This is a genomic window from Undibacterium sp. WLHG33 (genome assembly GCF_049544815.1).
In the GTDB taxonomy this organism is placed as follows: Bacteria; Pseudomonadota; Gammaproteobacteria; order Burkholderiales; family Burkholderiaceae_D; genus Undibacterium.
Genome location: NZ_CP186697.1, coordinates 2,093,822 through 2,120,654 on the forward strand (window position 1 = coordinate 2,093,822; position 26,833 = coordinate 2,120,654).

Annotated in this window: 21 protein-coding genes and 2 pseudogenes; 5 read left to right on the forward strand and 18 right to left on the reverse strand. The window is 50.8% G+C overall.

Going from position 1 to position 26,833, the window contains the following annotated elements:
• Positions 1–139: 139 nt before the first annotated feature.
• From bcsZ to ACOTSW_RS09620, 6 genes are all read right to left on the reverse strand, one after another.
• Positions 140–1,258, reverse strand: coding sequence for a cellulose synthase complex periplasmic endoglucanase BcsZ (gene bcsZ / locus ACOTSW_RS09595; RefSeq protein WP_423678855.1), 1,119 nt, complete (start codon positions 1,256–1,258; stop codon positions 140–142).
• A gap of 317 nt (positions 1,259–1,575) precedes the next feature.
• Complete coding sequence (gene fabI / locus ACOTSW_RS09600) at positions 1,576–2,370, reverse strand: enoyl-ACP reductase FabI (protein WP_423678856.1); 795 nt, start codon at positions 2,368–2,370, stop codon at positions 1,576–1,578.
• A 613-nt stretch (positions 2,371–2,983) separates the two neighbouring features.
• The gene (locus tag ACOTSW_RS09605) at positions 2,984–4,699 is read right to left on the reverse strand and encodes an ABC transporter ATP-binding protein (RefSeq protein WP_423678857.1); all 1,716 of its coding nucleotides are present in this window, start codon (positions 4,697–4,699) and stop codon (positions 2,984–2,986) included.
• Between the two features lie 9 nt (positions 4,700–4,708).
• Positions 4,709–5,815, reverse strand: a complete 1,107-nt coding sequence (locus ACOTSW_RS09610) for an ABC transporter permease (protein WP_423678858.1) — start codon at positions 5,813–5,815, stop codon at positions 4,709–4,711.
• A gap of 12 nt (positions 5,816–5,827) precedes the next feature.
• The gene (locus ACOTSW_RS09615; protein WP_423678859.1) at positions 5,828–6,766 is read right to left on the reverse strand and encodes an ABC transporter permease; all 939 of its coding nucleotides are present in this window, start codon (positions 6,764–6,766) and stop codon (positions 5,828–5,830) included.
• A gap of 34 nt (positions 6,767–6,800) precedes the next feature.
• Positions 6,801–8,657, reverse strand: a complete 1,857-nt coding sequence (locus ACOTSW_RS09620; RefSeq protein WP_423678860.1) for an ABC transporter substrate-binding protein — start codon at positions 8,655–8,657, stop codon at positions 6,801–6,803.
• A 943-nt stretch (positions 8,658–9,600) separates the two neighbouring features.
• Here ACOTSW_RS09620 and ACOTSW_RS09625 point away from each other — a divergent pair.
• Positions 9,601–9,744 (forward strand): hypothetical protein, encoded by a 144-nt coding sequence (locus ACOTSW_RS09625; protein WP_423682378.1) that lies wholly within the window; start codon positions 9,601–9,603, stop codon positions 9,742–9,744.
• A pseudogene (locus tag ACOTSW_RS09630) lies at positions 9,708–9,803 on the forward strand (IS5/IS1182 family transposase); the annotation flags it as partial. The gene ACOTSW_RS09625 and the pseudogene ACOTSW_RS09630, both read left to right, overlap by 37 nt.
• A 4-nt stretch (positions 9,804–9,807) precedes the next feature.
• On the opposite strand, the gene ACOTSW_RS09635 reads toward ACOTSW_RS09630, so the two are convergent.
• From ACOTSW_RS09635 to ACOTSW_RS09670, 8 genes are all read right to left on the reverse strand, one after another.
• The gene (locus tag ACOTSW_RS09635) at positions 9,808–10,095 is read right to left on the reverse strand and encodes a hypothetical protein (protein ID WP_423678861.1); all 288 of its coding nucleotides are present in this window, start codon (positions 10,093–10,095) and stop codon (positions 9,808–9,810) included.
• A gap of 621 nt (positions 10,096–10,716) precedes the next feature.
• A complete protein-coding gene (locus ACOTSW_RS09640) occupies positions 10,717–11,613 on the reverse strand; it encodes a DUF535 family protein (RefSeq protein ID WP_423678862.1) in 897 nt (298 codons plus the stop codon).
• Between the two features lie 470 nt (positions 11,614–12,083).
• Positions 12,084–12,470 (reverse strand): VOC family protein, encoded by a 387-nt coding sequence (locus ACOTSW_RS09645; RefSeq protein WP_423678863.1) that lies wholly within the window; start codon positions 12,468–12,470, stop codon positions 12,084–12,086.
• Between the two features lie 152 nt (positions 12,471–12,622).
• Positions 12,623–12,922 (reverse strand): hypothetical protein, encoded by a 300-nt coding sequence (locus ACOTSW_RS09650; RefSeq protein ID WP_423678864.1) that lies wholly within the window; start codon positions 12,920–12,922, stop codon positions 12,623–12,625.
• 24 nt (positions 12,923–12,946) lie between these two features.
• Positions 12,947–13,816, reverse strand: coding sequence for a hypothetical protein (locus tag ACOTSW_RS09655; RefSeq protein WP_423678865.1), 870 nt, complete (start codon positions 13,814–13,816; stop codon positions 12,947–12,949).
• A gap of 231 nt (positions 13,817–14,047) precedes the next feature.
• A complete protein-coding gene (locus ACOTSW_RS09660; protein WP_423678866.1) occupies positions 14,048–14,407 on the reverse strand; it encodes a hypothetical protein in 360 nt (119 codons plus the stop codon).
• A gap of 151 nt (positions 14,408–14,558) precedes the next feature.
• Positions 14,559–15,308 (reverse strand): alpha/beta fold hydrolase, encoded by a 750-nt coding sequence (locus ACOTSW_RS09665; protein WP_423678867.1) that lies wholly within the window; start codon positions 15,306–15,308, stop codon positions 14,559–14,561.
• Positions 15,305–16,345: a M14 family zinc carboxypeptidase gene (locus ACOTSW_RS09670; protein ID WP_423678868.1), complete on the reverse strand. Its 1,041-nt coding sequence runs from the start codon at positions 16,343–16,345 to the stop codon at positions 15,305–15,307. The genes ACOTSW_RS09665 and ACOTSW_RS09670 overlap by 4 nt, the downstream gene beginning before the upstream one ends.
• A gap of 247 nt (positions 16,346–16,592) precedes the next feature.
• On the opposite strand from ACOTSW_RS09670, the gene ACOTSW_RS09675 reads away from it, so the two are divergent.
• Positions 16,593–17,384, forward strand: coding sequence for a TIGR00266 family protein (locus ACOTSW_RS09675; protein WP_423678869.1), 792 nt, complete (start codon positions 16,593–16,595; stop codon positions 17,382–17,384).
• A gap of 86 nt (positions 17,385–17,470) precedes the next feature.
• Here the strand turns inward: ACOTSW_RS09675 and gshA are convergent, their stop codons facing one another.
• Positions 17,471–19,063 (reverse strand): glutamate--cysteine ligase, encoded by a 1,593-nt coding sequence (gene gshA / locus ACOTSW_RS09680; RefSeq protein WP_423678870.1) that lies wholly within the window; start codon positions 19,061–19,063, stop codon positions 17,471–17,473.
• 276 nt (positions 19,064–19,339) lie between these two features.
• On the opposite strand from gshA, the gene ACOTSW_RS09685 reads away from it, so the two are divergent.
• Positions 19,340–19,732, forward strand: a complete 393-nt coding sequence (locus ACOTSW_RS09685; RefSeq protein ID WP_423678871.1) for a VOC family protein — start codon at positions 19,340–19,342, stop codon at positions 19,730–19,732.
• Positions 19,733–19,839: 107 nt separating this feature from the next.
• Positions 19,840–20,343, forward strand: coding sequence for a hypothetical protein (locus ACOTSW_RS09690; protein WP_423678872.1), 504 nt, complete (start codon positions 19,840–19,842; stop codon positions 20,341–20,343).
• A 43-nt stretch (positions 20,344–20,386) separates the two neighbouring features.
• Here the strand turns inward: ACOTSW_RS09690 and ACOTSW_RS09695 are convergent, their stop codons facing one another.
• The 3 genes and pseudogenes from ACOTSW_RS09695 to ACOTSW_RS09705 all read right to left on the reverse strand — a co-directional run.
• Positions 20,387–25,366, reverse strand: coding sequence for a PAS domain S-box protein (locus tag ACOTSW_RS09695; protein WP_423678873.1), 4,980 nt, complete (start codon positions 25,364–25,366; stop codon positions 20,387–20,389).
• Between the two features lie 184 nt (positions 25,367–25,550).
• The gene (locus tag ACOTSW_RS09700; RefSeq protein ID WP_423682288.1) at positions 25,551–26,252 is read right to left on the reverse strand and encodes an HD-GYP domain-containing protein; all 702 of its coding nucleotides are present in this window, start codon (positions 26,250–26,252) and stop codon (positions 25,551–25,553) included.
• 65 nt (positions 26,253–26,317) lie between these two features.
• Positions 26,318–26,723 (reverse strand): annotated as a pseudogene (locus ACOTSW_RS09705) (response regulator); the annotation flags it as partial.
• Positions 26,724–26,833 lie beyond the last annotated feature (110 nt).

The following is a 26,833-nucleotide window of genomic DNA, read 5'->3' on the forward strand; positions in this document are numbered from 1 at the left end:
TGCTACAGTTTTATTGACCGCGTTTTATTGCAGTGCAAAAATGAAATGATACATGATTTTACGAAAATTAGCACCCGTTTTTAACAATTCTAGTCGCTGGCCTCTCGTCAGGTTATTAATTTCATGAGGTGCAGGCAACTTATCCTGATTTTTTACAGGCTTTCTGCCATGCCATTTCTGCCTTGCCTTTTGCAGAAAAGACGTAGCGCTTTTCGCGCCATCCCAGCGCGAATAAAGACAGCACTTGATCGTAATACGCATCGGCTTTGATGGCTTGGGCCTGCAGTCGCAGTTCCTGCTGTTGAAGCGCTTTACTCGCCTTGGCTGCCTGCAGGAAGGGCAGCAGCGCAGCGGAAAATCCGGATGAGCCCGGGCCTCTCACTTCGCCACTCTGGATGTTGATGTATTCCGGTGGATAACCCTTGGTCTCAGTCAGTTTTGCCATCGGCAGCAATGTTTTGATTAAGGCGGCGCGATCCGGATCGCGCTCATGCATCATGCCTGCCCATAAATAAACACGGATGGCGTTGTAGCCGCCATCGCCTTTTTCTGCACCGTTGATGTCAGGGGTAAAGCCTTTGTCAGGATGAAACAGTATCCAGTCTGCGGTATAGCCTTTCGGTGACGAGCCGGAAATAATTTGCATGGATGAAGCCAGCAGTTGCTTCCAACGCGGATCTTTCTCTGTGTGATCAAACCAGCGCAAGACTTGTATCGGCAGATAGCTGGCATTGAGTTTCCACGACTTGTCAGCGAGTACAAATCCTGTCGGCGCAGGCAATAGCGTCAAGCCAAGTTTAGGGATATCTGCCGTTTCTTCATTCAGGATACGTTTCGCGAGTAATGCCGAGAGCGCCGTGTAGCGTTTTTCATTCCAGGCATCACCTGCCAGACTGAGTGTGTATGCTAACCATAAATCGGCATCGGATGCCGGGTTTTTGTCAATGATGCCCCAACTGTCATCGGCACGTTTGCCCCATTGCCAGGCGGGCAGATGGGCGGTCAGATCACCATAGGCGAGATTGTTTTCGGTCCAGCGCAGGAGCGAGTCAAAACTGGCTTTGTCGTTGGCAATCAGTGCGAAAAACAGTGCATATGCCTGGGCTTCCGAAACGGTAGGTTTGATGCTGCCACTGTGATCAATCACGCGACCGTCGGCGGTGATAAATGTCTGTTTGAAATTCGACCACGCCGGCCATGCGGGATGACAAGCATCGCTCTGCGCCTGTGCATGATGACTGCTGATAAGGCTGGTCAAGAAAATTATCAGGCTGGTCAGTAACAGAGTCAGTTTTTTTGGAGTCTGAGAGACGGCGCGCATGGTATTGAAGGGATACATTGCGAGTAATGAATAAGGGGACCGCATTGAATCCGGCTAAGTGTAATCGATAGTGAAAGTCTTGTTGAGGTGGATTATCGGTATTTGCTTACCCGGGTGTGCTCTTAACCGAGCGTATGAATCATCACGATATGGCGGACGATAAAAAAGGTGCAGTCATTGCACCTTTTTAAATGTCAGCGAACCTGTCAGCTGAGCGCCTGTAATTGCTTGTTTATAGCAACTACTTCCAGCAATTACAGATGATAAGAATCGGCATTCAGACCCATCACATGCGAGAAGCCGCCATCGACGTAAGTGATTTCACCCGTGATGCCGTTCGCCAGATTCGACAACAGGAATGCTGCCGTATTACCGACATCTTCAATAGTCACATTGCGGCGCAGTGGCGCATGGTCAGCAACGAAGCCCAGCAGCTTACCGAAGTCTTTAATGCCGGATGCTGCCAGCGTTTTGATCGGGCCGGCAGAAATACCATTGACGCGTATGCCTTTTTTGCCGAGATCTTCTGCGAGGTAGCGCACGGAGGCTTCCAGCGATGCTTTAGCCAGACCCATTGTGTTGTAATGCGGGATCGCACGTATCGCACCGAGATAAGACAGCGTCAGCAAGGCTGAATCTTCGCGCAACAGTGGCAGTGCCGCTTTTGCCATTGCCGGGAAACTATAAGCAGAGATGTCATGCGCAATGCGGAAGGCTTCGCGTGAAAAACCGTCGAGGAATTCACCGGCAATCGCTTCGCGCGGTGCAAAGCCGATTGCATGAACCAGACCGTCAAGGCGGTCCCAGTGCTGTGCCAGATCTTTAAAGGTAGCGTCGATTTGTTCGTCGCTGGAGACGTCACAATCGAAAACCAGTTTACTGTCAAATTCTGCTGCGAATTCTGTAATTCTGTCTTTAAAGCGATCGCCGACATAAGTAAATGCGAGTTCCGCGCCTTCGCGTTTGCATGCCTGTGCGATGCCGTAAGCGATAGAACGATTCGACAGTAAGCCGGTGATCAGAATTTTTTTGCCTTGCAGAAATGCCATGTTGACTCCAGGTATTGTCGTAATGCAGATGCGGCTGATAGCCTGAAATGCCCTGAAAGGCCGCATCAATATTACGATGTGGTTTTCGGTCATTTTTAAAAACCTGTTTTTCGTTGAAGCAGGTTTTTAAAAATTTCCCTTTACTGATTGCTGACGCCAGTTTGATAACACTGGCTGTTGTTGTCTTCCCGACAGTGGGCGGTGACAACAGGTCGGAATTGTAGTTGCTTCGCGCGAATCGGGCAAATACTAACTTTCATTCCGCAGATGACAATTGTGTGACAAGGAAGTGCCGGATAAATGTCACGCTGCGTTATCTTGCTCCATGCTGCCTGGGCTTTCTTGCTGCAGTGTAGATAACGTCCCGCTTTCACGCTGCTTCATCAGCAGAGTTTGTGATAACGTCGTCTAACATGCCAGCCTGATGCTGATGGGAAATATATGCCGTCAACGCGTATTTTTGCCGTAATTATACTCCCCCCCAGTATGTTTTTTACCCCCTGTATTTATTCGGACTATTCATCTGTTTTTAAACATACTCCCCAAAAATTCATAATTTACAAGGATGTGCGCTGAAATCTGCCGGGCGTGGCATGGTCACTCAGTCGCCAGATCAGAGGATAGCGTTCGCATGCCCGTGTTGCAGCCCGCGCGGTATCGCTTGCAACAGGGTCTGGGTGTAGGGCTGTTGCGGATGCAGATAAAGTTCGTCCGAATTCGCCAGCTCCACCACCTTGCCTTTATTCATCACCATGACCTGATCGGCGATGTATTTCACGACCGCCAGATCGTGCGAAATAAAGATATACGACAAGCCGAATTCTTCCTGCAAATCCTGTAGCAGATTCAATACCTGCGCCTGTACCGAGACATCCAGCGCCGATACCGATTCATCGCAGATCAGCACTTCGGGTTTCATCGTCAGACAGCGCGCAATCGCAATCCGCTGACGCTGGCCGCCGGAAAACTCATGCGGATAACGATGGAAAGCGGCGGCAGGTAAGCCGACCTTGTCGAGCAACTGCATCGCCATCGCTACTCTTTCATTGTTGTTCGCACCGATCTGATGTATCAGCATCGGCTCCATCAGGATCTGTCCAATCGTAAAGCGCGGATTGAGCGATGCGTAAGGATTCTGAAAGATGATCTGGATCCGGCGCTTGTACGGTAAAAACGCTTTGTCTGACATGGACAGGATATCTTTGCCATCAAAGATGGCTTGTCCGCTGCTGGCCTGATGCAGGCGCATCAGCGTTAATCCGACCGTGGTTTTACCGGAACCGGATTCGCCGACCACGCCCAGCGTTTTACCACGGGCGAGTTTGAATGAGACATTCTCGACGGCTTTGAATTCTTTTTTGCCAAACAGACCTTCTCGGGTATAAAAACTTTTCCCCAGATTGTTAACTTCCAGCACGATATCTTCCGTACCATCAATGCCACGTTTTCGCTCTTTTTGCTCAGGCAAGGCGCCCTGATGGTGGATGAAATCGGCGATCACCGGCAAGCGCCACGGGCGGGTATCGAGCGAAGGGCGGCAATGCAGCAGCGCCTGCGTGTAAGTGTCTTTCGGTTGCTCGAATATCTGTTGCACCGTGCCGGCTTCGCGGATCACGCCATGCTGCATGACGATGACATGATCCGCAATTTCACCGACCAAAGCCAGATCGTGTGTAATAAACAGCACTGACATTTTGTGTTTCACCCGCAGCGTATCGATCAGATCAATGATTTGCTTTTGTATTGTCACATCCAGCGCGGTGGTCGGTTCATCGGCGATCAGTAATTTAGGCTCGCAGGCAATCGCCATCGCGATCATCACGCGTTGTTGCTGACCGCCCGACATCTGGCTGGGATACGCATCGACTTTCGATTGCGGGTCGGGAATGCCGACTTCTTCCAGCAGCGCAATGGCTCTGGCTCGCGCCTGCTTGGCATTCATGCCCATGTGCAGGCGCAGGACTTCGGCAATCTGAAAGCCGACCGTGAAGACCGGATTCAGGGAAGTCATCGGCTCCTGAAAAATCATGGAGATATCTTTGCCGCACAGCTCGCGACGTTGTTCCGTGCTGAGGTTCAGCAGGCTGCGGCCTTCAAACAGAATTTTGCTGTCAGGTGCAATGCTGGAAGTGTCCGGCGGCAGCAAGCCCATGACGGCCAGTGAGCTGACCGATTTGCCGCTGCCCGATTCACCTACCAATGCGACGGTGGCGTTGTGCGGAATCGTAAAGGACACGCCTTTGACGGTTTCCACGCTGTCTTTTTTATTGATGCGAAAAGAAACGCGTAAATTTTCGACCTGAAGTAATGGCGAAGTAGAGTGAGTCATTGTGCTTCCTTATTTCAGCTTAGGATCAAGCGCATCGCGCAGAGCATCGGTGAACATGGAAAATGCCGTCACCAGCACCGCCATTGCGGTCGTCGCCGCCACCAACTGCCACCATTTACCGAGAATCAGTTCATTCTGAGCTTCATTGAGCATGCTGCCCCACGATACGGTGCCGACAGGAACGCCGAAACCGAGGAAGCTCAGTATCACTTCTGATTTGATGAAGCCGACCACCAGTATCGATACCTGTACCAGCGCAACGTGGCTGACATTCGGGAAAATATGGATGAACATTTTGCGGAAATGCGTCGCACCGATGGCATCGGCAGCCCACACGTATTCACGCGCTTTGTGCTTCATGTATTCGGCGCGCATCAGGCGGAAAGGACCAGTCCAGCCGGTGAAGGCCAGAATCAGGATGATGGTGGAAACGCCTTTCTGCTGCAAAACGGCTGCCACCGAAAGTACCAGCAGCAAGTATGGAATAGACGTGAAGATGCTGTAAAACCAGTTAAAGAAGTCGTCAGTGCGTCCGCCGAAATAACCGGCAAATGCACCGAACAAAGTGCCGAGTAAGGTTGCCAGTACAGCCGCAATCAGGCCAACTACGATCGAGGTCTCTGCACCTTTAATTGTTTTCTTGATGATGTCGTGTCCCCATTTATCGGCACCAAATGGCAGAGTATTTGCCCGTTCTGCGACGGTGGTCTTGCCTGATTTTGCCAACTCGGCGTTGATGTCGGCCATCTCCTTTGCCAGCGGATCACTGATGCCGTAGAAATCCAGCGGTTCAGTTTGCCCTGCTGTATTTCCTGCTGCTGTCTGGCGCAATTCACGCAAGACATCCTTTAACGGATCGAGCGGGTTTTCTGTCGGGCTTGCCTGAATCGCGTCCGCTTTTTCTGCTGGTGCATCAGCGCCGATAAAGTGCGGCGGCGCATAGCTGACACCGGTTTCCTGTTCCCAGTCTGCGGCAATCATGCCGCTGGCTGACAAAATGAGCATCAGCAAAAATGCCGCGACGATCGCCAGAGAAACCATGGCAATTTTATCGGCACGTAAGCGATGCCATGCGAGCGTCCATAATCCCGGGGAAGTCTGAGTTTGCATAGTCATCTTGTGTGATCCTTATTTCAACTGCACGCGTGGATCAACCGCCTGGTACAGCAGATCGGTCAGTAAGTTAAAAATCATAGTGGCTGCGGCGACATAAACGGTAATCGCTTTGATGACGGGGAAGTCGCTGCGTTCGACCGCCAGTATCACTTCGCGGCCGATGCCCGGAATCGAGAAAAAACGTTCGATCAGAAACGCGCCTATCAGCAGGGCAGGTAAGTTCGACATGACATGGGTGATGATAGGAATCGAGGCATTCCGCAGCACGTGTACCCATTTCACGCGCCGTTCCGGCACGCCCTTGGCACGTGCGGTACGCACATAATCCTGATTCACTTCGTCGAGAACAAAACTGCGGAATAAGCGCAGATTCGGCGCGACACCGACGGCCAGTGCAATCAGAATCGGCAGGGCAGAGTATTTGAATAAATTTTCGCCAAAGCTGTTACCCCAACCTTGTACCGGAAACAGGCTTAACTGATACGCGAAGAAATACTGGCCGACGATGATGTACACCAGAATACTGATGGACATACCTACCGTGCACGCAATCATGACAGTGCGGTCAGTCAGCGAGCCGCGTTTAAATGCGATTCCCAGTGCGAGGGCTATCGCGATGACGGTTTCCAGGATTGTCAGCGGAATCAGCACTGTCAAAGAAGGCCCGAGGCGACTACCGATAATTGACGATACGGCTTCGCCGGTACTCCAGCTGTTACCGAAATTAAACGTCAGAATTTGTTTGATGAAAATCCAGAGCTGCACGTAGTAAGGCTGGTCTATGCCAAGCTGGGTGCGGATATTCGCAATTTGTTCTACGTTCGACATTTTGCCTGCCAACAAGTAGGCCGGGTCGCCGCCGACCCAGTTAAACAAAAAAAATACCAGCAGAATCACACCCAGCATAGTGGGTGCCATCTGCCATAAGCGGCGCAGGATATAGGCGGTCATAAGATGTCCCGGGAAAACGGATGAGGATGGTGTGTTATTTGTTTTTATCGATGTCGATATAGGTCCATTCGACATGCATTACAGGATGCTTTTTATAGCCGATGACCCGCGCCTGCGAGAGCATATTTCGGTAACGTGCATAGCCGATTCTCTGCGCCGAATAAACTTCCATTACCCGCGCCATTTTGTGATATAGGGCGTCACGTTCTTCACCTGCCGGTAATTTTTGCGATGCTTCATACAGCTTGTCGTATTCAGGAATCGCAGCGCAGCCATTGTTATTCATGTGAATATTCTTGCTGTAAAACAGCTGCATAAAATTATCGCCATCGGGATAATCAGCAATCCATGGCGAAATACGTTGTGTGAGCTGGCATTGCTTTTCTGCTTTCAGAATTTCAGCAAAGGGCCGGAAATCGACTTTCATACGTATGCCAAGGCTGTCGTAAGTTTTTTTCCAGACTTCCGCCTGCAATTTGCCGCGTGATTCGGTTTGTGCTGTATAAGTGATTTCCAGAGGCTGACCATCTGGCAGGGTGCGGTAACCGTCTTTTCCCTTTTTGTAGCCAAATTTGTCGAGCAGGGCGTTTGCTGCTGCCGGGTTATATTGAATGCTGCTGCGGTATTTCGGGTCGTGCCCGACCACACTCGGGGGGATAGGATATTCCAGCGGAACAGCCTCACCGTTATCAACAATGCGGATTTCATCCTCGACTTTATGCGCCATCGCAACGGCGCGACGCAGGGCGATTTTTTCTTTACTCAGACCGCCCCAGACCGGATCCTGCATGTTCCAGTAGTAGATTGTCAGCTCGGGATCGATAATGCGTGAGAGTTGTACGCCTTTTTTTTCAAATTCCGGTTTCAGTTTGCCGTTTTTCATGACTTGCGGCGCAAGTCCGCCGTAAAGCTGGAATAAATCGACTTCATCTTTCTGAAACGCGAGCAAGCGGGACTGATCTTCGAGGATGACGTTGACGATGACTTTGCCGATTTGCGGCATACGCTTACCTTTCATCGCCTTAACAATTCGCTGGTCCGCGGGATCGGCGCTGGCGGCATAGTCCCAATAGACTGAGCGATAGTCCGGATTTGCTTCCAGTACCATTTTCGAGCCGCGCACCCATTCTGTTAACTTATACGGACCGGTACCAACCGGATTGGCCATCGCCAGACCTTGTATGTCCTGATATTTTTCTATGACTTCCCGTGCGACTGCCGACATTGCGGCATACGATAAAATCATCGGTAAATTGAAATCAGGGCGGCTGAGATGAATGCGTAAGGTGTACTTGTCGACGATTTCCAGTCCCGGAATTTTGACGTCGTAGTCGAATTTCCCGGTTTTCTTCGCTTTGGCGGCATAGGCGTCGAGACCAATAATCTTATCTTCCAGTAACCAGCGGTGGCTGGACGCGATTTTCGGATCCATCAGACGCTTGAAAGAGTAAACATAATCCTCCATTGTCAGCTCGCGCTTTTTTCCTTTAAATGCGTCATCCGGCGTGAAGTAAATGCCTTTTTTCAGACGTATCGTGTAGTTTTTTCCATCGGCAGATATTTCCGGCAATTCAGCAGCCGTTTCCGGGACGACTCTGGCCGGGCTGGCGAGGTAGTCGTAACTGAATAAACGTTCGAATACAACTTCGTTAATTGTGTTGGAGTACAAGTCGCGCGTTGCGGCGGGGTCAAATCCGGTCTCGGCAACAGGAAAGATGGTTCTTAGCACTTTTGCCGGGTCGGCGAAGCCTTCGTCTTTGGCCGGCGTAGCGGCGGTGCTGATTTCACAGCTAAGAACAAAGAGAAAAAAACTACCAATGGCGCAAATTCTTTTGCATCTGAGCAGATCAATAGCTACGGCAGATTTAATTTTTGCGAACGTAAATTTCATAAAGCAATGTCTCCGACTTCCAGATATGAGCAACCTGAGCAGCACTGATTCTCGCCACCTGATACAGTGATTTGTTAAAAAGATAAAAAGGCAGAGGAATTTATTTTCAGTGCGCCGTAACCTTATCTTAAGTTTCTGAAAATAAGGAGAAGGGAAGAAAATTTTTATCGCTTTTTATTGCACCTTAATGGTGCAATCTGACTGATTTACGAGCGGTAGTCGTGATTTGGCTGCAGCAGGATAAAAAATTTTTGCTGTTATGCATTAAAAGTCCCACAAAAATTGACGCAACTTTTGTGGGATTTCGGTCCGTATTTGCGGGGAAAGTAAATTTTATTCAGTCGGGACTATTTGCCGGCAAATAATTCTGTGAAAGTTTTTCAGAGGGGAGATGGTGCACTAAATTTATGCTGCGAAGCACAAATTAATGCATTTCCTTTATTTTTCTTTTTTTGGCAGAATAATTGCTGTTGTTTTTCTGTGGAATACTATTTGCTAGCTATTGACAGTTGATGGTGAGAAATGGTTTTATGCGCCTTCGGAAAATTTTGGCGGATAAATTTACATATTTTTCTGTAAAATATAAGTTTATTTACACGAAGTTACCGCAGATAAAAATATTTACATGAAGTTGGCTTTTTTACTTCACAGTCTGATAAATTGATTCATGTAAATGTGTAATATTTTTGAGCAACGGATGCTTGGATAGTCGCAGTAATTCGCTTTATCTGAACGCGGACCTGCAATCGCATAAGTGATCAACCGTAGTGGCGGCAGTTGAAACTGCATAACGGGTTAAAATTCTGGTCTCTATTTTGCTTAAGAAAAATTGAGTACGCCCTGTGTCAGGTCTTATTGGCCACAGGCTGTATTTATAATCGTTTTTGTTTGAACCGTTTTGACGTGAGTCAATAGTAGACCTTGTGGGGTTGGAGGAGTATTAATGGATTTTTCAGATCGCCAGCAAGAGCCGGGCAAGAAGTTCCTGGGCATAGGGCTGGTCATAGCGTTTCACGTAGTGCTGGTGTACGCACTGCTCAATGGCCTGGGTACTATCGGGCGCTGGCAACCCGGTTTGATAAATTGAAGCGAAATTATGAAAGTGTCGTCGCCATGGCCTGTGCTTTTTTATGGCTGCCTATGTGAAACGTCAACAGACCCTAGCAGCATCGTTAGGTTTAGGCATGTAAACAAATACCCAAATTATGTGTCGCTCAACATTAAGGGCTCGTGCATCAACAACCCATCCCTTTAATACGCTAGTTTTAACTTCAACCTTAATTGAACGACCGAGCTTTCCGTCTATGACAAAAACATCGGCACTTTTGCTATTCCCGTAGGTCAATGAGGCCTGTATTTGACGACGACAAAGCTCAGACACAACGCCAAATTCCCCAGATAGTTGCGTGAATTGTTTTTCTTCGTATGATTTAGCCATTTTCAGTAATTGAAAGAGTGTTAATTGTCAAAGTGCCTAACATGATTTAATTTTCATTTTTGAAAGATAACCGACCGCCTAAACAAATGCAATTTTTTTAATCCTTTTGAAGCCTGTACGACGCTTGATTGCTTTTGCTGGTACCTGATCAATAGCAGGTACCAGCAGATCGACAAAAAGTGCAGATCAAATTGTCTCAACACGCATCGTGTCAGCACTGGGCAGGCAGAAAAAAAAGCAGGCAAAGCTATCAGTTCTCATCAAACCAAAAATCAGAATCTGACATTGCCCGGCGTAGGGGGAAACAGAGCTACATCACTCTTCAAATCATGCCATTTTTGAAAAAAGGGGGAGTATCTGCCAAAAACGCCTTAATCTCTGAATAAAATAAAGGGGTTTTAAATATACCCCACCCAGTATATTTTTATCCTCAGCAGGAAAAAAGAGGCAAAAACAGGCAAAGCTGGTCTCAGTGTTCCAGCGATGTCAGCAATTTAGGGACGGGGGAAATGCGGCTTTGGGCGAGTGTGGTTTGTGGCGTGACGCCGATTGACGCGATGCGCGTATGACCGCGGCGATGGCTTGTTTTATGGCGACATTCAGTCGTGCCAGATCGTCCGCTTAATGTGAGGTGTAGCTGTGGGCGCGGTGCAAGTGGTGGCCGTGGGCATGGATGGCGGCGTGTATCTGGGCGCGCATGGCTTCGGTCAGCACGGCGCGGCGGCGATATTCGCTGCGTTTGTTGGATGGCCGCGATTCTATGGGTTTTTCATCCTGCGTATGCGGGATTTCAAAATTCCCTCTCTGATTCTGACTGCCGCCGGCGAGCAGCCACAGCTGGTCGTATTCGGCATGAATACATTTTTTCTGGCGATAGCGCCAGGCGCGGTAGATGTGGTTTTGTTTACTGACACATTCTATTGTCGTGCAATTGATCTGCGCGGCAAGATTGCGTAACACTTCAATCAGCAGCAGGCGCGGCTGAATGCCATGCAAGGCGCTGGTGGCTGTGCGCGCCAGTTGGCGGCAATTACCACGGTTGGATTGTATGCCGCCGACCCTGATTGCATTGCCGTAGCGATTTTTCACGAGGGTAAACGTGACATACAGCAGTGCCTGCTCATTCATGCTCAGTGCCAGTGTGATGCCGCCCTCGCGTTTGAAGGCATCATCGCGCAGCAGATGAATGGTGAAGTGCTCGTCATTTTTCCCGGTGAACTGTGATAGTAAAAAGCGATGACCACTGACAATGTTCGCCGTAGTTTTTGTACCGAGCAGAGTATGCAGTAATTCAAAATGGCAGACGAGCATGTTCACCCGCTCCATGGCGCTGGTGTTGCGGTCAAAGAAAGGGCGATGAATGACGTCGAGCAGGTTGGCATCGTTGCCGACAAGTGGCCGTAAATAGCTGCTTCTGACAAATTGATACCACGATACGCTGGGTTTTAAATTGAGCAGTGTACGTGCGACAAATTTACTTTTTCGTTCCAGGTTGACCGTGTTTGTCACCGACGTCATTTTGTACGCCCATGCCAGGCTCGTTGCGATCTCATTTGTCCACTGACAGCATCGTTTCAGATGGGCAAAAAGACCGGGCGTCAATACAGTGGGAATGTTTCGTTCAACCTGAGGCACAGCGCTACCTATTCATGCAACATAATGCACCTGATTGGAACTCAATGTATCTGCATCGTAATTGGAACCATTCTTCGGTAACGAAGAGAGCGCTGCACAAACCGGTCTGATTTCTGATGATTTAACAATATTTATCTTTTTGAGGCACTTGCGCAGTTGATCAGGGATGCAGCCAGAACACCCCGTATCTGCCCCGGGGCGACCCGCGCCGGCGTCAGCCGGACTTGTTCAGCCGATGGTATCTGCATAAGAAGACAAGCGTGCCGGCGTTTTTGCAACAACGCCGCACGCTGGTTATCTGTGTTGACAGCGGGCAGGTATCCCGCAATTTGAATGTGAAATGACTTGTGCGATTACTGGCCTGGCGGCGGTTGCCACAGTTCGACTTTATTTCCCTCGGGATCAATCACCCAGGCGAATTTTCCATAGTCGGAGTCATCTGTCTGATCAAGCACGTGACAGCCTTCTTCCTTTAAAGCCCTGACTAATGCGTGCAGGTCTTCCACCCGGTAATTCACCATGAACGGGGCAGAACCCGGCGCGAAATGATCGCTGTCTTGCGGATGTATGGCCCATGCCGTAGTGCCAGCAACTGGCTTGCCATCAGCATCTGCCCAGTCAAAAGCTGCGCCGCCCCAGACCTGCACATCGATTCCCAGATGTTGCTTGTACCATGCCTGCAATGCCGGTGCATCTTTGGCTTTGAAGAAAATACCGCCTATGCCTGTGACTCGTTTCATAACAACTCCGCTGTGATGGTTGAAAAAGAAATGGGCTGATGATGGGGGTATCTGAGAAAACAGAAACCTGAACGCAGGGAGAACAGCCATCGGGCGTGTCCAGCCGTTGTGAAGGATACTTGCCGTGCGCTATTTCTGCAACAATACCGCGCTCAGGCGGCAGCAATCAGGGCGACGATTTTTGCGATGGCGATCAGCAAATCCTGGCGGTCGGCATCGTCGCTGATGGCGGTTTGTATGGCTTTCATTTGCGCCAGTTCTGCATCGCTGGTGATGGTGCCTGCTTTCAGCAAACGTGCCTGATAGTCCCCGTAGTCTTGCAGCAGTTCTTTGAGTGGCGTGATCAGCACTGCCTGATCGTCCAGCGTCGCAGCGCGATACCGGATTTGCAGATCGGTGATGGTGTTGCCCATCACGCGCAGCATGTCAGCATCATTGTCTTTGACAGGCATGGTGTCTCTCCCTCTGGCAGCACATTATTTCTGGCTGACGACGGCATCCAGCAAAGGACTGAGCGCCGGGTCATTTTTCAGGTTTGCTTCTACGCGGTTGATACTACTGATAGCGCTTTGTGCTGTGGCCGCTCGGCTGGTGATGCTGCCGTACAGGGCAGAAAATTCTCTGAGTGATTCCAGTAAATCCGCCACTGTCATTTGATCGTAATGGACGCTGGTTTTTGCTAGTTTTTCTCCGAGTACCGTCGCTTTTGCAAACTGGCTGAGGATGAGGTCACGGCTTTGCGCCTCGTTGGTTTGATTCTGCAGGATATCGTCGGCAACGCTGCCGAGCAATGCGGTACGGGCTTTTTCGTCAGCAACGGCCATCGTTTTGCTGTGGGCTTCGATAATGCGGATGCGGGAAATATTATCGCGGCCGGTTGACGGCAATTCAGCAAAGATGTGGCCCAGTCTGGCAAAACGTGCTGTGACATTGACCGCGAGTTTCTGCGCTTTTTTTACATCATCCGCTGCCAGCAGATAGCCACGCGGCAGATCGATGTACATGGCGGCGAGCTGCCGGTGCGCCTCACAGGCCTGATTCAGCGCGCTCAGCGCAGGTGCGTTTGCGCTGTCGGTGATGCTGTTGTCGGCATAGATTAAATCGAGCTCAACAGCGCCAAATTTCTTTGCCTGCGCCAGTGATGTGGCAATGTCTGAGCGGGTAAGTGCTGGCATTGCCACAGCCGCTTGCAAGCTATCGGCACCCATCTTGCAGGCGCGGTCTGCTTCATTACTGAATGTGGTCGTGGCAAGCTGCAAGGCCTGTGCTTTTTCCTGATTGCACGCAGAAAGACAACAAACGGTGAATAAGATCAGGACGCATTTGATCTCTGGCAGGGTATTCACATGTGACTCCTGTTGAGAGAGGTCAGGCGGGCAGAGAATAACTGTTAGCAATGTAGCAGCAGGACTGGGAATGTCAATAATTTAATAATACAGCGGGTATGACGGCATACCAGGCGTCGTCATAAAGCGAAATCCGGCGCAATCAAGCAAGGAAGGCATAGACGTGATGCGCGTTTGCGGCTGAAACGCTGCCAGCAGGCGCATTCTGACTGGGTACGTGTTGAACGCGGTCTATTTTTTTAACGCGGGCAGATTATATTTGGCGCGGCAGGATTGGCGCATTTCCATTTCCTGTTTCAGGGTTTCCTGCAACGGTGTCCGGCTGGCTCCGGGTTGGGATTGTATTGCTCGGGTGAGAAATTTATCGGCAAAACATTTGCAATAATCATCCAGCTTAGGATTGTCTTTGAGGTCACTTTCCCCAGTCGGCATATTGACCGATTTTTTGCACATATCAGCATAAGCATTCGATGCCTGCACGAGTTGTGCGGCGGTCTGCGCGGATACGGTGACACTGAATAATGTGGCGGCAATGCAGGCAGAAATGATGGAAGCGATAGAAGTGAGATGACGAGCTGAAGGGTGGCTCATAAAGTTTCCTGCTGATGTGTTTTGATATGAATAGAAGTTTAATTTTAACAATGCATGCTTTTTATCTCTTATTAAAAGTGTAAGTAAATGTACGTGAGGCGACAGCTCGGCGTGCTGTGTATATCGTGTTGATGCAGAGCTGACGCAATGATTAAGTCAGCGTTTGCTGTATGACCCAGGCGGGATCGTCGAGTGGCAGGTCGTGTCCGGCATCGGGATGAATGCGTAATTCGACCTGCCAGTGGTGAGCCAGAGTGGCGGAGCATTGCGGGCTGACCAGCACGTCCCTGGCGCCGGCCAGCATCAGTAGCGGCACTTGAGGTGCCTGTGCGGGTGCGCGGTAGCGCATCGCGGCAACCAGTTGACGCAGGATATTGCGGCGGCGGATAGGGTATTGCTTCGCGTAATGAACCCAGTCGTTGAGCAGTTGTTCTGCTTGAGGGGCATCGCTCTGATGGCTGGTCAGGCGCAGGATCAGTTGCTCGCGCTGACGCTGTGTTCCTGTCAGCATGGTAGCGATGATGGCGGGGTAATTGGCAGGGCGCAGGCGCTGATAAAACGGGTTGTGCGGCGCGAGGCTGGTGTTGATCAGCACCATGCGTTGCAGCTCTTGCGGATAGCGTTCTGCCCATGCCACCGCGACCATGCCACCGAGCGAGATGGCGAGCAGTTTGATCTTGTCTTCGCTTTGCTGTTGTTGAAGTTGTTGTTGAACTTGCCCACGCGCCTGCTCGACCATCGCGCCTATGCTGGTGGCGCTGGCTTGCTGATATAAAGCGCCATTGCCTGCGAAATCGAGAGTGATGATGTGTTCGTGCGGATGGGCTTGTGCAAACTGTTGCGTGAAGTTGCCCCAATGCCGTTGTTCGCGCATCAGGCCGCGCAGCAGTACCCAGGTCATGGGCGATACCAGCGTTGTACGGCGCGTTCCTGCAGGCGCAGGCGGGTCGGGCCTTGCGCCAGCCATTCCTGATGACCGCAGGTGGCGCGCATTAAAAAATCCAGCCACGAAGTATGCCGCCGCAGCACACGATGCAGGCGATGCTCTGCCACCGGATTGAACATGCCGTGACGCGAAAATAATTGACGCGGATTTTTTTTGACCCACAGCCACGAGCCCATTTCCAGCGTCAGCGGCAGAAAGGTTTTGCCAGGTTGTTCTTGTGATTGCAGGTACAGATAATCCCAGATGTCGCCATGCGTGCGGTATTGCAGGCTTTGCGGCTCAAACAGGTAGCGATGATTCGGATGCGTTTGCTGGAACAGTTCTTCCAGCGACAAAATATCGGCCAGATGCGGAATCGGATGCACGCTGTGCGCATGCGGAAACCAGACGCGGTCGCGCAGACCAAAACCAGAGTGGCAGTCGATGGCGATACTGAACTGACGTGACAATAATTCCTGCTGCACGGTGCGCACCAGCGCCTTGTTTTCAGCTTCCATTTCTGCATTAGCAGGCCCACGATACCACGGCAAGTGTTTGCTGATGCGATGCCCGCCGAGCAGGAACGGTACTTTTTCGGTTGCTTCTACCGGTGCATTGCGCATCAGATCAACACCATTCGGATTAGCACGCGTTGCCTGCCACATGCCACCGGGGTTCACCAGTGGCATGAATACCAGCCGCACTTCATGTAGCATGTGTTGCAGGCTTTTATCCCACTTCAGGCGGGTCAGTAATCCGCGCAGAAAAGACAGCAGCACTTGCGAACCTATGCGTTCCAGTCCGTGTATACCGCCAAAAAAACCGATCGCAGGCAAAGACGGGTCGGGGTTGCCCAGTGCCAGTTTGTAGACTGGAAAGCGCTTGTGCTGGACATCGATTTCGCACAGTACGTCAACCTCCAGTTGCGGCTGTCCGAGTTGAATGATGCGTTCGAGTTCTTTTAATTCAGGCAAGGCGGGCATGGAGATGTGCTTGAAAATGGACTGTGCCATGCTAGGGGAGTGGCGGCAAGAATGCAAGAATATCCTTGCGCAGTGCGCATGGATCAGACGCTGACAGCCGATGGCCGTTGGTGCTCAGAAAAATAGCTGCCGGGCGACGAACTGATGTGTTTTGTATTGCGGTATTTTCTGAAAAATATTACCGGGCGAAAAACTGGCATTTGCATAAGTGTTCTGGCTACAATGCCGCTCGCTGTGTTTTGCACCGGTCAACCTTTTTTCATCAGGAAAATTCATCATGGCAATGGACGTTATTGATTATCAGATTTTCGGCGACGACATGCAGTTTGTCGAAATTGAACTCGACCCGAATGAAGCGGCTGTCGGCGAAGCCGGTGCGATGTTTTACATGGAAGACGACGTCCAGATGGAGACGATCTTCGGTGACGGCTCTGCTGCACAAAGCGGCATTTTCGGTAAATTGCTCGGTGCCGGTAAGCGTCTGGTGACTGGCGAATCCTTGTTCACCACAGTATTCATGAACGGCGGCAGACAAAAACGCAAAGTCGCATTTGGCGCCGCATATCCCGGCAAAATCATTCCTATGGATCTGGCACAACTGGGCGGCACTTTGCTGTGTCAGAAAGATGCTTTCCTGTGCGCAGCAAAAGGTGTGGCGCTCGGTATCGCATTTCAGAAACGTCTGGGTGCCGGGTTCTTTGGCGGTGAAGGTTTTGTGTTGCAAAAACTCGAAGGCGATGGCCTTGCATTTATTCACGCCGGTGGCGCGATCATAGAAAAAACTTTGCAACCCGGCCAGACCTTGCGCGTCGATAGCGGCTGCGTGGTCGCCTTTACGCAAGACATTGATTTCGATATTCAGTTTGTCGGCGGTGTGAAGACCGCCTTGTTTGGTGGTGAGGGCATGTTCTTTGCGACTTTGCGTGGCCCGGGCAAAGTCTGGCTGCAGTCGCTGCCATTATCTCGCCTCGCTAACCGCATCGTCGGTGCTTCCAAAATCGGCGGTGGTAAAGGCGCAGAACAGGGCTCAGTACTTGGTGGCCTGGGTAATCTGTTTGAGGACGAATAAGTCGTTCTGTCTGAATAAAAAAGCCGCCAGCAGTCTCATTTGCTGGCGGCTTTTTTAATATTCATCAAATCAGCATTGCTACATAATCAGCTTTCGCAGCACAACTGACTGGATGTGCGGGAACGGTAATCGGTGATGAATTCATCAAAGCTGCCGGTTTGCGACCGCTCCATTTCTTCCTGTTCGGCGACCGAGGCTTTGGCCAGTTCTTCGAAGTAGCGGCGCTCTTCTGCGCTTGGCGGGCGGGTGCGGAATTGTTCTGCCAGTACCTTGCTTTGTTTCAGAGCAAACTGATAAAACGAATTATTTTCGGCACGAATTGCGGCTAAAACCTGCGCCGATGGCGTCAGATCGGGGTTCTGCAATTTTTCGCGCTGTACCTGCAGCGAATCAGCATGGACATGATCGCCGCGTTGTGCATCCAGCAGTGCGGCTACCGGAGCAATTTTTTCCAGTAATTCCAGCCCCCAGTTTTGCAGGGAAATTTCTTGTCCGCCACGACGCAGCATCAGGCCGGGGCGGCGTCCTTCTTTGACTGTCAGTGCAAAATTACGGGTATTTTCCTCGCCTTCAGCCTGATCGGTGAGCGGGCTTTCATCCAGTGCACAGAATAATAAAAACGCATCCAGAAAACGCGAGGTTTCCAGATTAATCCCCAGCGGGTCAAATGGATTCACATCCATGCAACGCACTTCGACATATTGCACACCACGTGCGCAAAGCGCTTCAATAGGGCGCTCGCCGGTATGGATCACGCGTTTCGGGCGTATGGTCGCGTAAAACTCATTTTCAATTTGCAAAATATTGGTATTGATCTGTACCCATTCGCCATTGATTTTGGTGCCGATTTTTTCGTAAGCAGGATAAGGTTTGCGAACAGCGATGGACAAGCTGCGCATGTAATCCATCAGGCTGTTATACGGCGGAACCAGACCATCCTGCGCATTATTCTGATAACCCAGATCGCTCATACGCAGGCTGGTCGCGTAAGGCAGATACAGCGTATCTTCCGACAGGCTTTGTAACTGATGCGTACGGCCACGCAAAAACGATGTTGCCAGCGCTGGCGAGGCACCGAACAAGTACATCAGCAACCAGCTGTAACGCTTGAAGTTGCGGATCATAGCGATGTAATTTTCCGACTGCACATACATCGCATCGCCGCTGGTGTTTTCTGCTTTTTGCAAAACTTTCCAGATGTTTTCAGAAATCGAGTAGTTGTAATGAATACCGGCAATGCATTGCATGCTCTTGCCATAGCGTAGTGCCAGACCGCGCCGGTACACATGCTTGATCATGCCGATGTGCGAGTTGCCATACCAGGCGATCTGTATGTCTTTTTCGTCCGGCAAAGGGCAGGGCATGGAATGGCTCCACAGCATTTCGTCGCCCAGTTCTGCATAGGTGAATCGGTGAATCTGATCCAGTTTTTCCAATGCCAGCGAGATATCCTGTTCTGCCGGCGTAATGAACTCCATCAGTGACTCGGCATAGTCGGTCGTAATCTGTGGATGGGTCAGCGTTGCACCCAATGCGGCCGGGTGTGGCTTCGGCGACAGGTGGCCGTCTGCATCAACGCGCAGGGTTTCACGTTCGATACCACGCAAGCCCTGTCCGAGCAGAGGGCGGTACGTGTCGTTATCCAGTAGTGCCAGTCGTCGGTTTAACAAGTTGCTCACGAGAATTCCTTCTAAATTACGGTGTTTTGCATCATCTGCATCAATTTCCGAGCAAGCATAGCCGAAATTTGGATTTGGCATCGTGACCCGCATCAGTATTTGCTTTGCAGGCACTGATATACACAAAAAATAAAAGAGCAAAGAATTGTAATTTTGATTATATTGTAATAATGCTGCTCAGAAATTGTACGGTGGATTTATTGCAGCTATATTTTTCCGGACAGAATCTGTTTTTTTTCGCACTAGCTTTATCCCATATTCACGGAGAGTCAGTTGATGCACTTTGCCTACACAATTATTTATGTACCTGAGGTCGCCGCTTCGCTCAGTTTTTTTGAAAAGGCTTTTGGCTGCCGTCGCCGCTTTCTGGATGATTCCGGTATGTATGGCGAACTCGATACAGGTGCGACGACGCTGGCATTTGCAGCGCATGAGATGGGTACATTCAATTATCCCGGTGGGCATGTCGAAGCCCATACCTCTGTAAAACCGCTGGGTTTTGAAGTTGCATTTGTGACCGATGATGTGTTCAAGGCACACGCTCATGCATTGCAGAGCGGTGCCGCCGAGCTCGCAGCGCCGGCACAAAAGCCATGGGGACAGACGGTATCTTATCTGCGCTGTCCCGATGGGATCATGGTTGAGTTATGTACCGCACTGCCAGTCTGAATCAGTGTATATTTCCTGCCCGGGACTGCTTAAAAAACTTGCAGAACTTGGGCGGTAGTACAGAATACATGGTTACCTTTGCCTAACATTTTCAGTCGGAGTCTGCCATGATGACCGTACCTATTGTGATTGCGTTCGAAGCCTCGGGTTTTGGCAGAGGCAGTTATCCGGTTGAAGTCGGTTTTTCTCAACGTCACGGCGAAGGCTGGTGTAGTCTGATCCGGCCAGAACAAGACTGGAATCTGTGGGATGAGATTGCTGCGGGCTTGCACCAGATCCCGCGTGAAATTCTGGTGGCGAATGGTAATCCCGTACGGATGGTGGCTGAACAGCTTAATGCGATGCTTGATGGTTACACCGTCTACACAGATGGCTGGGTCCACGATTACATATTGATGGCCCGATTATTTGAGGCAGCAGCATGTTCGCCGAATTTCCGGCTCGCGGATCTGCGGGAAATCATTTCGCCACAGCAGGAGTCTATGTGGCAGGCAACCAAAATAAAGATCGAGGATGAACTCAATCTGGAGCGCCATCGGGCCAGCAATGAGGCGCGTATTCTGCAATTGACATGGTTACGTACTTTTGATGCCTGTCGCGTACTGCATTAATGAGCGCCAACTTGCAGTGGCGTTCATTAGTCGGTCTTGCGGCTCAGATCTCTATTTTGTGTACAGCCAGTGCTTCTCGCAGCAGATCTGTGGCACGTGAAAAGTTGAAATCGTGTATCGCAGATGCAAGCGCCGTATAGCGCTCTCCGAGTGCTGCCCTCATAAGAGCCTCGTGCTGATCGAAGGTATCGCTGCTGGCAAAATCATCGGCAGCCAGTTCCGCTGCCAGCTGTGTACCTGTCCTGCGCAACTCCTGCAGATCGATATTGGTAGCAGCCTGTACTGACTCTGCTGAAGGAAAGCGCTGATTAATTGCGCTGACGAGTTCTGCCAGAGGACCAGGAATGATTTCCAGTGCCGCTGTTATTTTCTCAGCCGGTTCGCCGTCTCTGATACGCTGCTCCAGAGACTCTGCCATCAGGCGTAAAGCTCCGGCACCGATTTGTCCGCATAAACCCTTGAAGGTATGTGCCAGCCGTTCTGCAGAGACCAGATCATTCTGCTTCATGGCTTCTTCCAGTCGTTCCGGAAAATCTTTCTGACCGTCGCTGAACTTGCGCAGAAATGAGATATACAGTGCTTCTTTTCCCAGCGCGTGATGTAAACCTGCCTTCACATCAAGACCCGCAACAGGCGCTATCGTCACAACCGCAGTTTGCTCAGGTAAAGCCTGGATCACAGCAGACGCAGTCGTTTCCCGCAGGGGTTTAATCCAGCGCCGCAGTGTTTTCCATAACTGATCAGGGTCGATAGGCTTGACGAGGTAATCATTCATACCGGCTTCGATACAGCGATCACGGTCGCTCGCCATCGCATTGGCTGTCATCGCGACCACAGGTAACGCTGACCATTTAGCCTGTTTGCGAATTTCACGTGTCGCAGTGATCCCATCCATGACCGGCATTTGCATATCCATCAGAACCATATCGTAGTTCTGGTCCTGACGGTTCAGCATACTGAGTGCAACCTCACCATTGTCAGCAACATCAACCATAAAACCGGCCTGCTGCAGTAATTCTACGGCGACTTCCTGATTCAATTCATTGTCCTCAACCAGTAAGATCCGGGCCCCGGTCACTGCCGACAGATCCGTTCCCGGGGTAGCGTTTTCTGCAGTGTATAACTGACTGGTCGGCGTTGTACCGAGGATGCGCATCGCCGTGTCAAACAACAAAGACGAGGTTACAGGCTTGATCAGTACATCATCAATTTTGGCGTCGTCTGCTGCTTTCATCACTTCGTCGCGCCCATAGGCTGTGATCATCACCATGTGCGGCGCATTGTTTGGCATACTCTCGCTGATTTTTCTGGCGGTGGCGATGCCGTCCAGAACTGGCATCTGCCAGTCGAGAAACACAATTTCATAGGGCTCTCCAGCATCTGCCGCGCGTGCGATTTCGGAGATACCGGCTAAGCCTGACGATGCGAGCGAAACGACAAACGACATATTGCTCAACATATCACCAATGACCTCGCGCGCGTGATCATTGTCATCCACCACCAGGACACGGCGGCCGCGCAGATCCGGTGCCGGTATCAGTTGTATTTGTTTTTCCTCACGATGACCGAGGGGCACCGTGAACCAGAAAGTGGAGCCAATGCCAAGCTTACTGTCGACACCGACTTCGCCCCCCATCAGGCTGACCAGCTGTCGTGAAATCGCCAGACCCAGACCGGTACCGCCGTATTTACGGGTCGTCGAGGAATCTGCTTGTTCGAAACTCTGAAACAGCCGGCTGCGTTGTTCTTCATCCAGACCAATTCCGGTGTCGCTGACAGAAAAACTGAGAACAAGCTCGCTCGGAGAGGAGCGTTCAACCGCAACCCGGATCGCAATATCTCCCTGCTCTGTGAACTTGACAGCATTATTGGCATAGTTGATCAGCACCTGACCGATACGCAAAGGATCGCCGATCAGACTGTGGGGCACGTCTTTGTCAATTTCTACGATCAGTTCAAGATCTTTGGCGGCTGCTTTTTCAGAAATCAAACCTACGACATTTTGTAATACATGATCCAGTTCAAAGTCGATAGATTCGACAGTCATTTTGCCTGCCTCTATTTTCGACAGATCCAGAATATCGTTAATGATGCCGAGCAAATGCTGACTCGACCACTGTATCTTTTTCATGTAATCACGCTGACGCGGCGTCAGTTCAGTTTTCATCGCCAGATGCGACATGCCTATGATGGCGTTCATAGGTGTACGGATCTCATGACTCATGTTGGCGAGGAAGTCTGATTTCATACGCACGGCGTTCTCAGCCAGAATTCTGGCCGCACGCATTTGCTCTGTGGCAGCGCGTTCGGTGGTGATGTCTTCGAAGACAACGACGTTGCCACGTGTCAGATCAGCAGGGTCAATGGCGCGGCTGAAGGTGCGGCACCAGAATGAGCTGCCATCTTTACGTAACATATTCATTTCACGGACAACGATTTCTCCGTCGGCAATACTCTTATAGATATCCTCACCTGCATTGTTGTAGCTGAGATCATCTGGGAACCAGATGCGGGTCGGTTGCCCGATCTGCTCGCCGAGCGCATACCCGAATATCTCATCCATACGCCGGTTGCAGCGCATGATGATTCTGTCTTTCAACAAGGCAATACCGGTACTCGCCGCGTCGAACAGCGCATCCCGTTCGTGTATCGTGGTATTTAATTCGGCAGTTCTTATCTCGACAAGCTGCTCAAGGTGTTCACGATGACGTTCAAGTTCACCGGCCATCGCTTTTTTCTCGGTGATGTCTTCCTTGATCGCCAGATAGTGAGTAATTTGACCATCGGGTTGACGGATGGGCGTGATTGTGGCGAATTCCACGTATTCGCTGTGGTCTTTACGTCGGTTAATAAGTTCGCCGCGCCAGACCTCGCCTTGTGAAAGTGTTGCCCACATATCGTCATAGATTGCTCTCGGCGTCAGGCCAGACTGCAGGATACGCGGATTGATGCCTATCACTTCTTCGCGGGTATATCCGGTGTTACGATGAAAGGCTTCGTTGACGTATTCGATACGTGCATCGATGTCAGTAATGACGATGCTTTCGGGACTTTGCTCTACCGCAAGAATCAATTTACGTAATTGATTTTCCTGTTGTTTCCTGATCGTAATATCTTCTTTGATCGCGACATAATGAGAGAAGCTGCCGTCCGGTTGTCGCAGCGGCACGATAATCGCCAGCTCAGTCTGCTCTTGCCCGGCTTTATTGCAGTTAATGAATTCGCCGCGCCAGGCTTCGCCGCTTGTCAGGGTTTGCCACATAGACTCATAGACAGCAGGCGGAGTCTTGCCAGATTTGAGTAAGCGTGGGTTTTTGCCCAGTACGTCCTCGCGTTGATAACCTGTATTCCGGGTGAAGGCATCATTCACATACTCGATGTGGCAATCCAGATCGGTGATGATGATGGAATTCGGGCTTTGTTCGATGACCAGCGATAGCTTCCGTATTTCTGCCGACGCCGCATTCTCGGCCGTAATATCGCGCCAGATTGCCACCAGGTAATCGCGCTCTTTCTGACGTATCGCCTGCACGTTGACACGAACATCAAGCATCCTGCCATCCTTACAGCGATGATGATTCTCGAACTCGACGCTGCCGTGGTCTGCGATATTTTTTCTGAGAGCGGCGAACTTCTCATCAGAGTCCAGCATTGTCTGCATATCGGTGACACGCATGTTGAGCATTTCTTCACGCGAATAGCCAAGTAGTCGGCAACTGGTAGCATTTGCTTCGATAAAGTGAAGTGTTTCCATGTCTACGAGTTCAATGGCGTCAGGGGCTTCGGCGATCACAGCATTAATCAGCGCTCGCCGGTCAGCTTCCGCAGCAGCGACGCGGTGTCGTTCGACCGCCGCTGCCATGTGCGTAGCAATGCCTTCGAGCAGGGTCTGTTCCTCAGCAAGGAATGGTGTACCCACATCGGCAGGCAATGCTCCGGTATAGACGATGCTCACCTGTGCATGCTGTCCGTCAATTCCGGTGAAGGAGGCACTCAGCTTTTCACCTTCGGCCAGTTGACCGTAATGTTTGTCGCCGCAATCGATAAATCCGGTGGCAATCTCAGGGAAACGCATAGCTGCCGGCATTCGCGCTGCAACTAAATCAAACATAGCTTCAATACTGATGTCATCACGGACGGTAATGCGCAGAATGTCGAACAGGCAGGAAAGTTCTTTCATGCGCTTGCCAAGGTCATACTGTGCTTTGCTATGCGCCAGAGTAGTTTCATGAAAAGACAGCACGGCTCTCGCCAGATCGCCCAGCAAACTCCCCCTGTTCTGAGCGATTACCCGCACATCGGGCAGCGTTTCCGGACCCATCACACCTTCTGAAAGACGATCCAGAGCCAGGGTTAACATTGACAAACGATTGCTCAGACGCAGTATCACGCGCAGCCAAAGCAGGATCAAGATCAGTAACAAGACGCCACCGGTCACAAGGTTGCGAATCGCATGTTCCTGAAAATTTTTCTCGCGTGTTGCGTTGCGTTCTGCGATTTGTTTGTTGATGCCGGCAGCGATCGTACGCACTTGCTGCGAGATATGGTGTTCGCTGACGGTTGCCAGATAAGCATGACTCATAGCGGAAGATGGATCGGTCACAGCCTGACTGGTTGCGGCAAGAACGGCGCTGCGATAATCCTGAAAGTGTTGTTGCAGATCCAGCAGATTCTCTTTGTCCAGCGCTTCTTCTGCCTGCATCAGCTGTTGGTCCATTTCGCTCAGCTGATTTGCCAGCTGTGAATGAATACGGTCAGCGACAGATTGATCGATCTTCTGCAAGCGTGCTTGCTCCATCAACGCTGCCAGCTGCACCTGAACTGCAGAAATTCCGTTGTTGATATTCCGGTTGAGACTCAGTTTCTTTTGATCGTGTGCTGTCTCGGCAAGCGCAGCCTGATGATCCTTGCTCAGTTCACGGAAGGACAAGAGATTAAGCGTGCCTGCAAGCATTACAAACAGCGCTACCGGCAGGAATATGCCCATCATGTAAGAGACTATCGGGCTACGCAAAAGCTTCATTTGTCATCCTGACGTTCATTGATGAGGTGTCCTGGTTATTGAAATCTCGGCAAATTTTATGCTTTTAATTTCTGGCTGCCTGATCGTATTCATCCAGACCCTGGATGGCCAGACTGTCCGCTGTCGTCAAAGTCATACAGACCAGAAATATTGTCTGACACATGTTCATGAAAATATTCCCAGCTCAGTCGTGCTCCGTTAACGGATCGGCGTAACGCGCAGCAATTTCGGCAAAGCGTTCGCGGCATGCGATAAAAGCGTCAACGACTGCTGGATCGAAGTGCTTACCCCGGCCATCCACGATAATTTTTGTCGCTTCATCGAGTGTCATCGGTGGTTTGTATACACGTCGGGTCATCAGCGCATCAAAAACATCTGCCAGTGCCATCAGCCTTGCCGACACCGGAATCGCATCTCCGGTAAGACCGGCGGGATAACCGCTGCCATCCCATTTTTCCTGATGGCTCAGTGAGATTTCACGCGCCACCTTGAGAAACGCGAAGGCACTACCTGCCACTTCGGTCATCGCATCATCGGCTCCGGCCAGAGCTTGCTCCATCGCTTTGGTAATCGCATCGGCACCGATTGTCGTATGCGTTTTCATAATCTCGAATTCTTCGGGAGTCAGCCGACCTGGTTTGAGGAGGATCGCATCCGGTATGCCAACCTTGCCTAGATCGTGCAGCGGCGCTGCTTTGACAATCATGTTCAGTCTGGAGCCGGCCAGCGCATCGCGGAAACGCTCATGTTCAGCCAGCTTGCGGGCCAGCAATTCGACGTAGATCTGGGTGCGCACGATGTGCTGTCCGGTCTCGTTATCCCGTGCTTCGGCCAGACAAGCGAGAGCCCGTATACTCAGATCCTGTATCAGCAGGTTTTCGCGCATGCGGCGCGCCACCTCGCGCTCAAGCCAGTCGTTTTCATCTGCCAGGCGGTCGCGCGCACGTTTGAGTTCGAGTTGCGTGTGAACACGCGCCAATACTATTGAGGGATTGAAGGGTTTAGTAATGTAATCAACCGCACCGAGTTCCAGACCAAATTCTTCATTTTCCGCAGTTGCCATAGCGGTGATGAAGATGACCGGGATATTTTTTGTATCATTTTCAGCGCGCAGACGGCGTAATACTTCGTAGCCATTCATTCCCGGCATCATCACGTCCAGCAGAATGAGATCAGGGCGTGGATCAGAGTTGGCTGCATGCAAAGCCCGCTCACCGGAGTTGGCTGCGCGGATATGGTAGTCGTGCTTCAGCAGTTCGCCGAGCACCTTGATGTTTTGCGGAGTATCGTCAACGACCAGAATGGTGGTGGGTGGCACAGAGTCCGGAAGGGAACTTTGCGGTATGCTTTCGTGCATGACATTATTCTCTTGTTTCAACCGGCGGTTGAGGGGAGTTTAAGTTCAGTATATCTGAGATACCGTGCTCTGGAAAGCGCTGTTTCCACGGTGTTTTATGGATGTCAGAT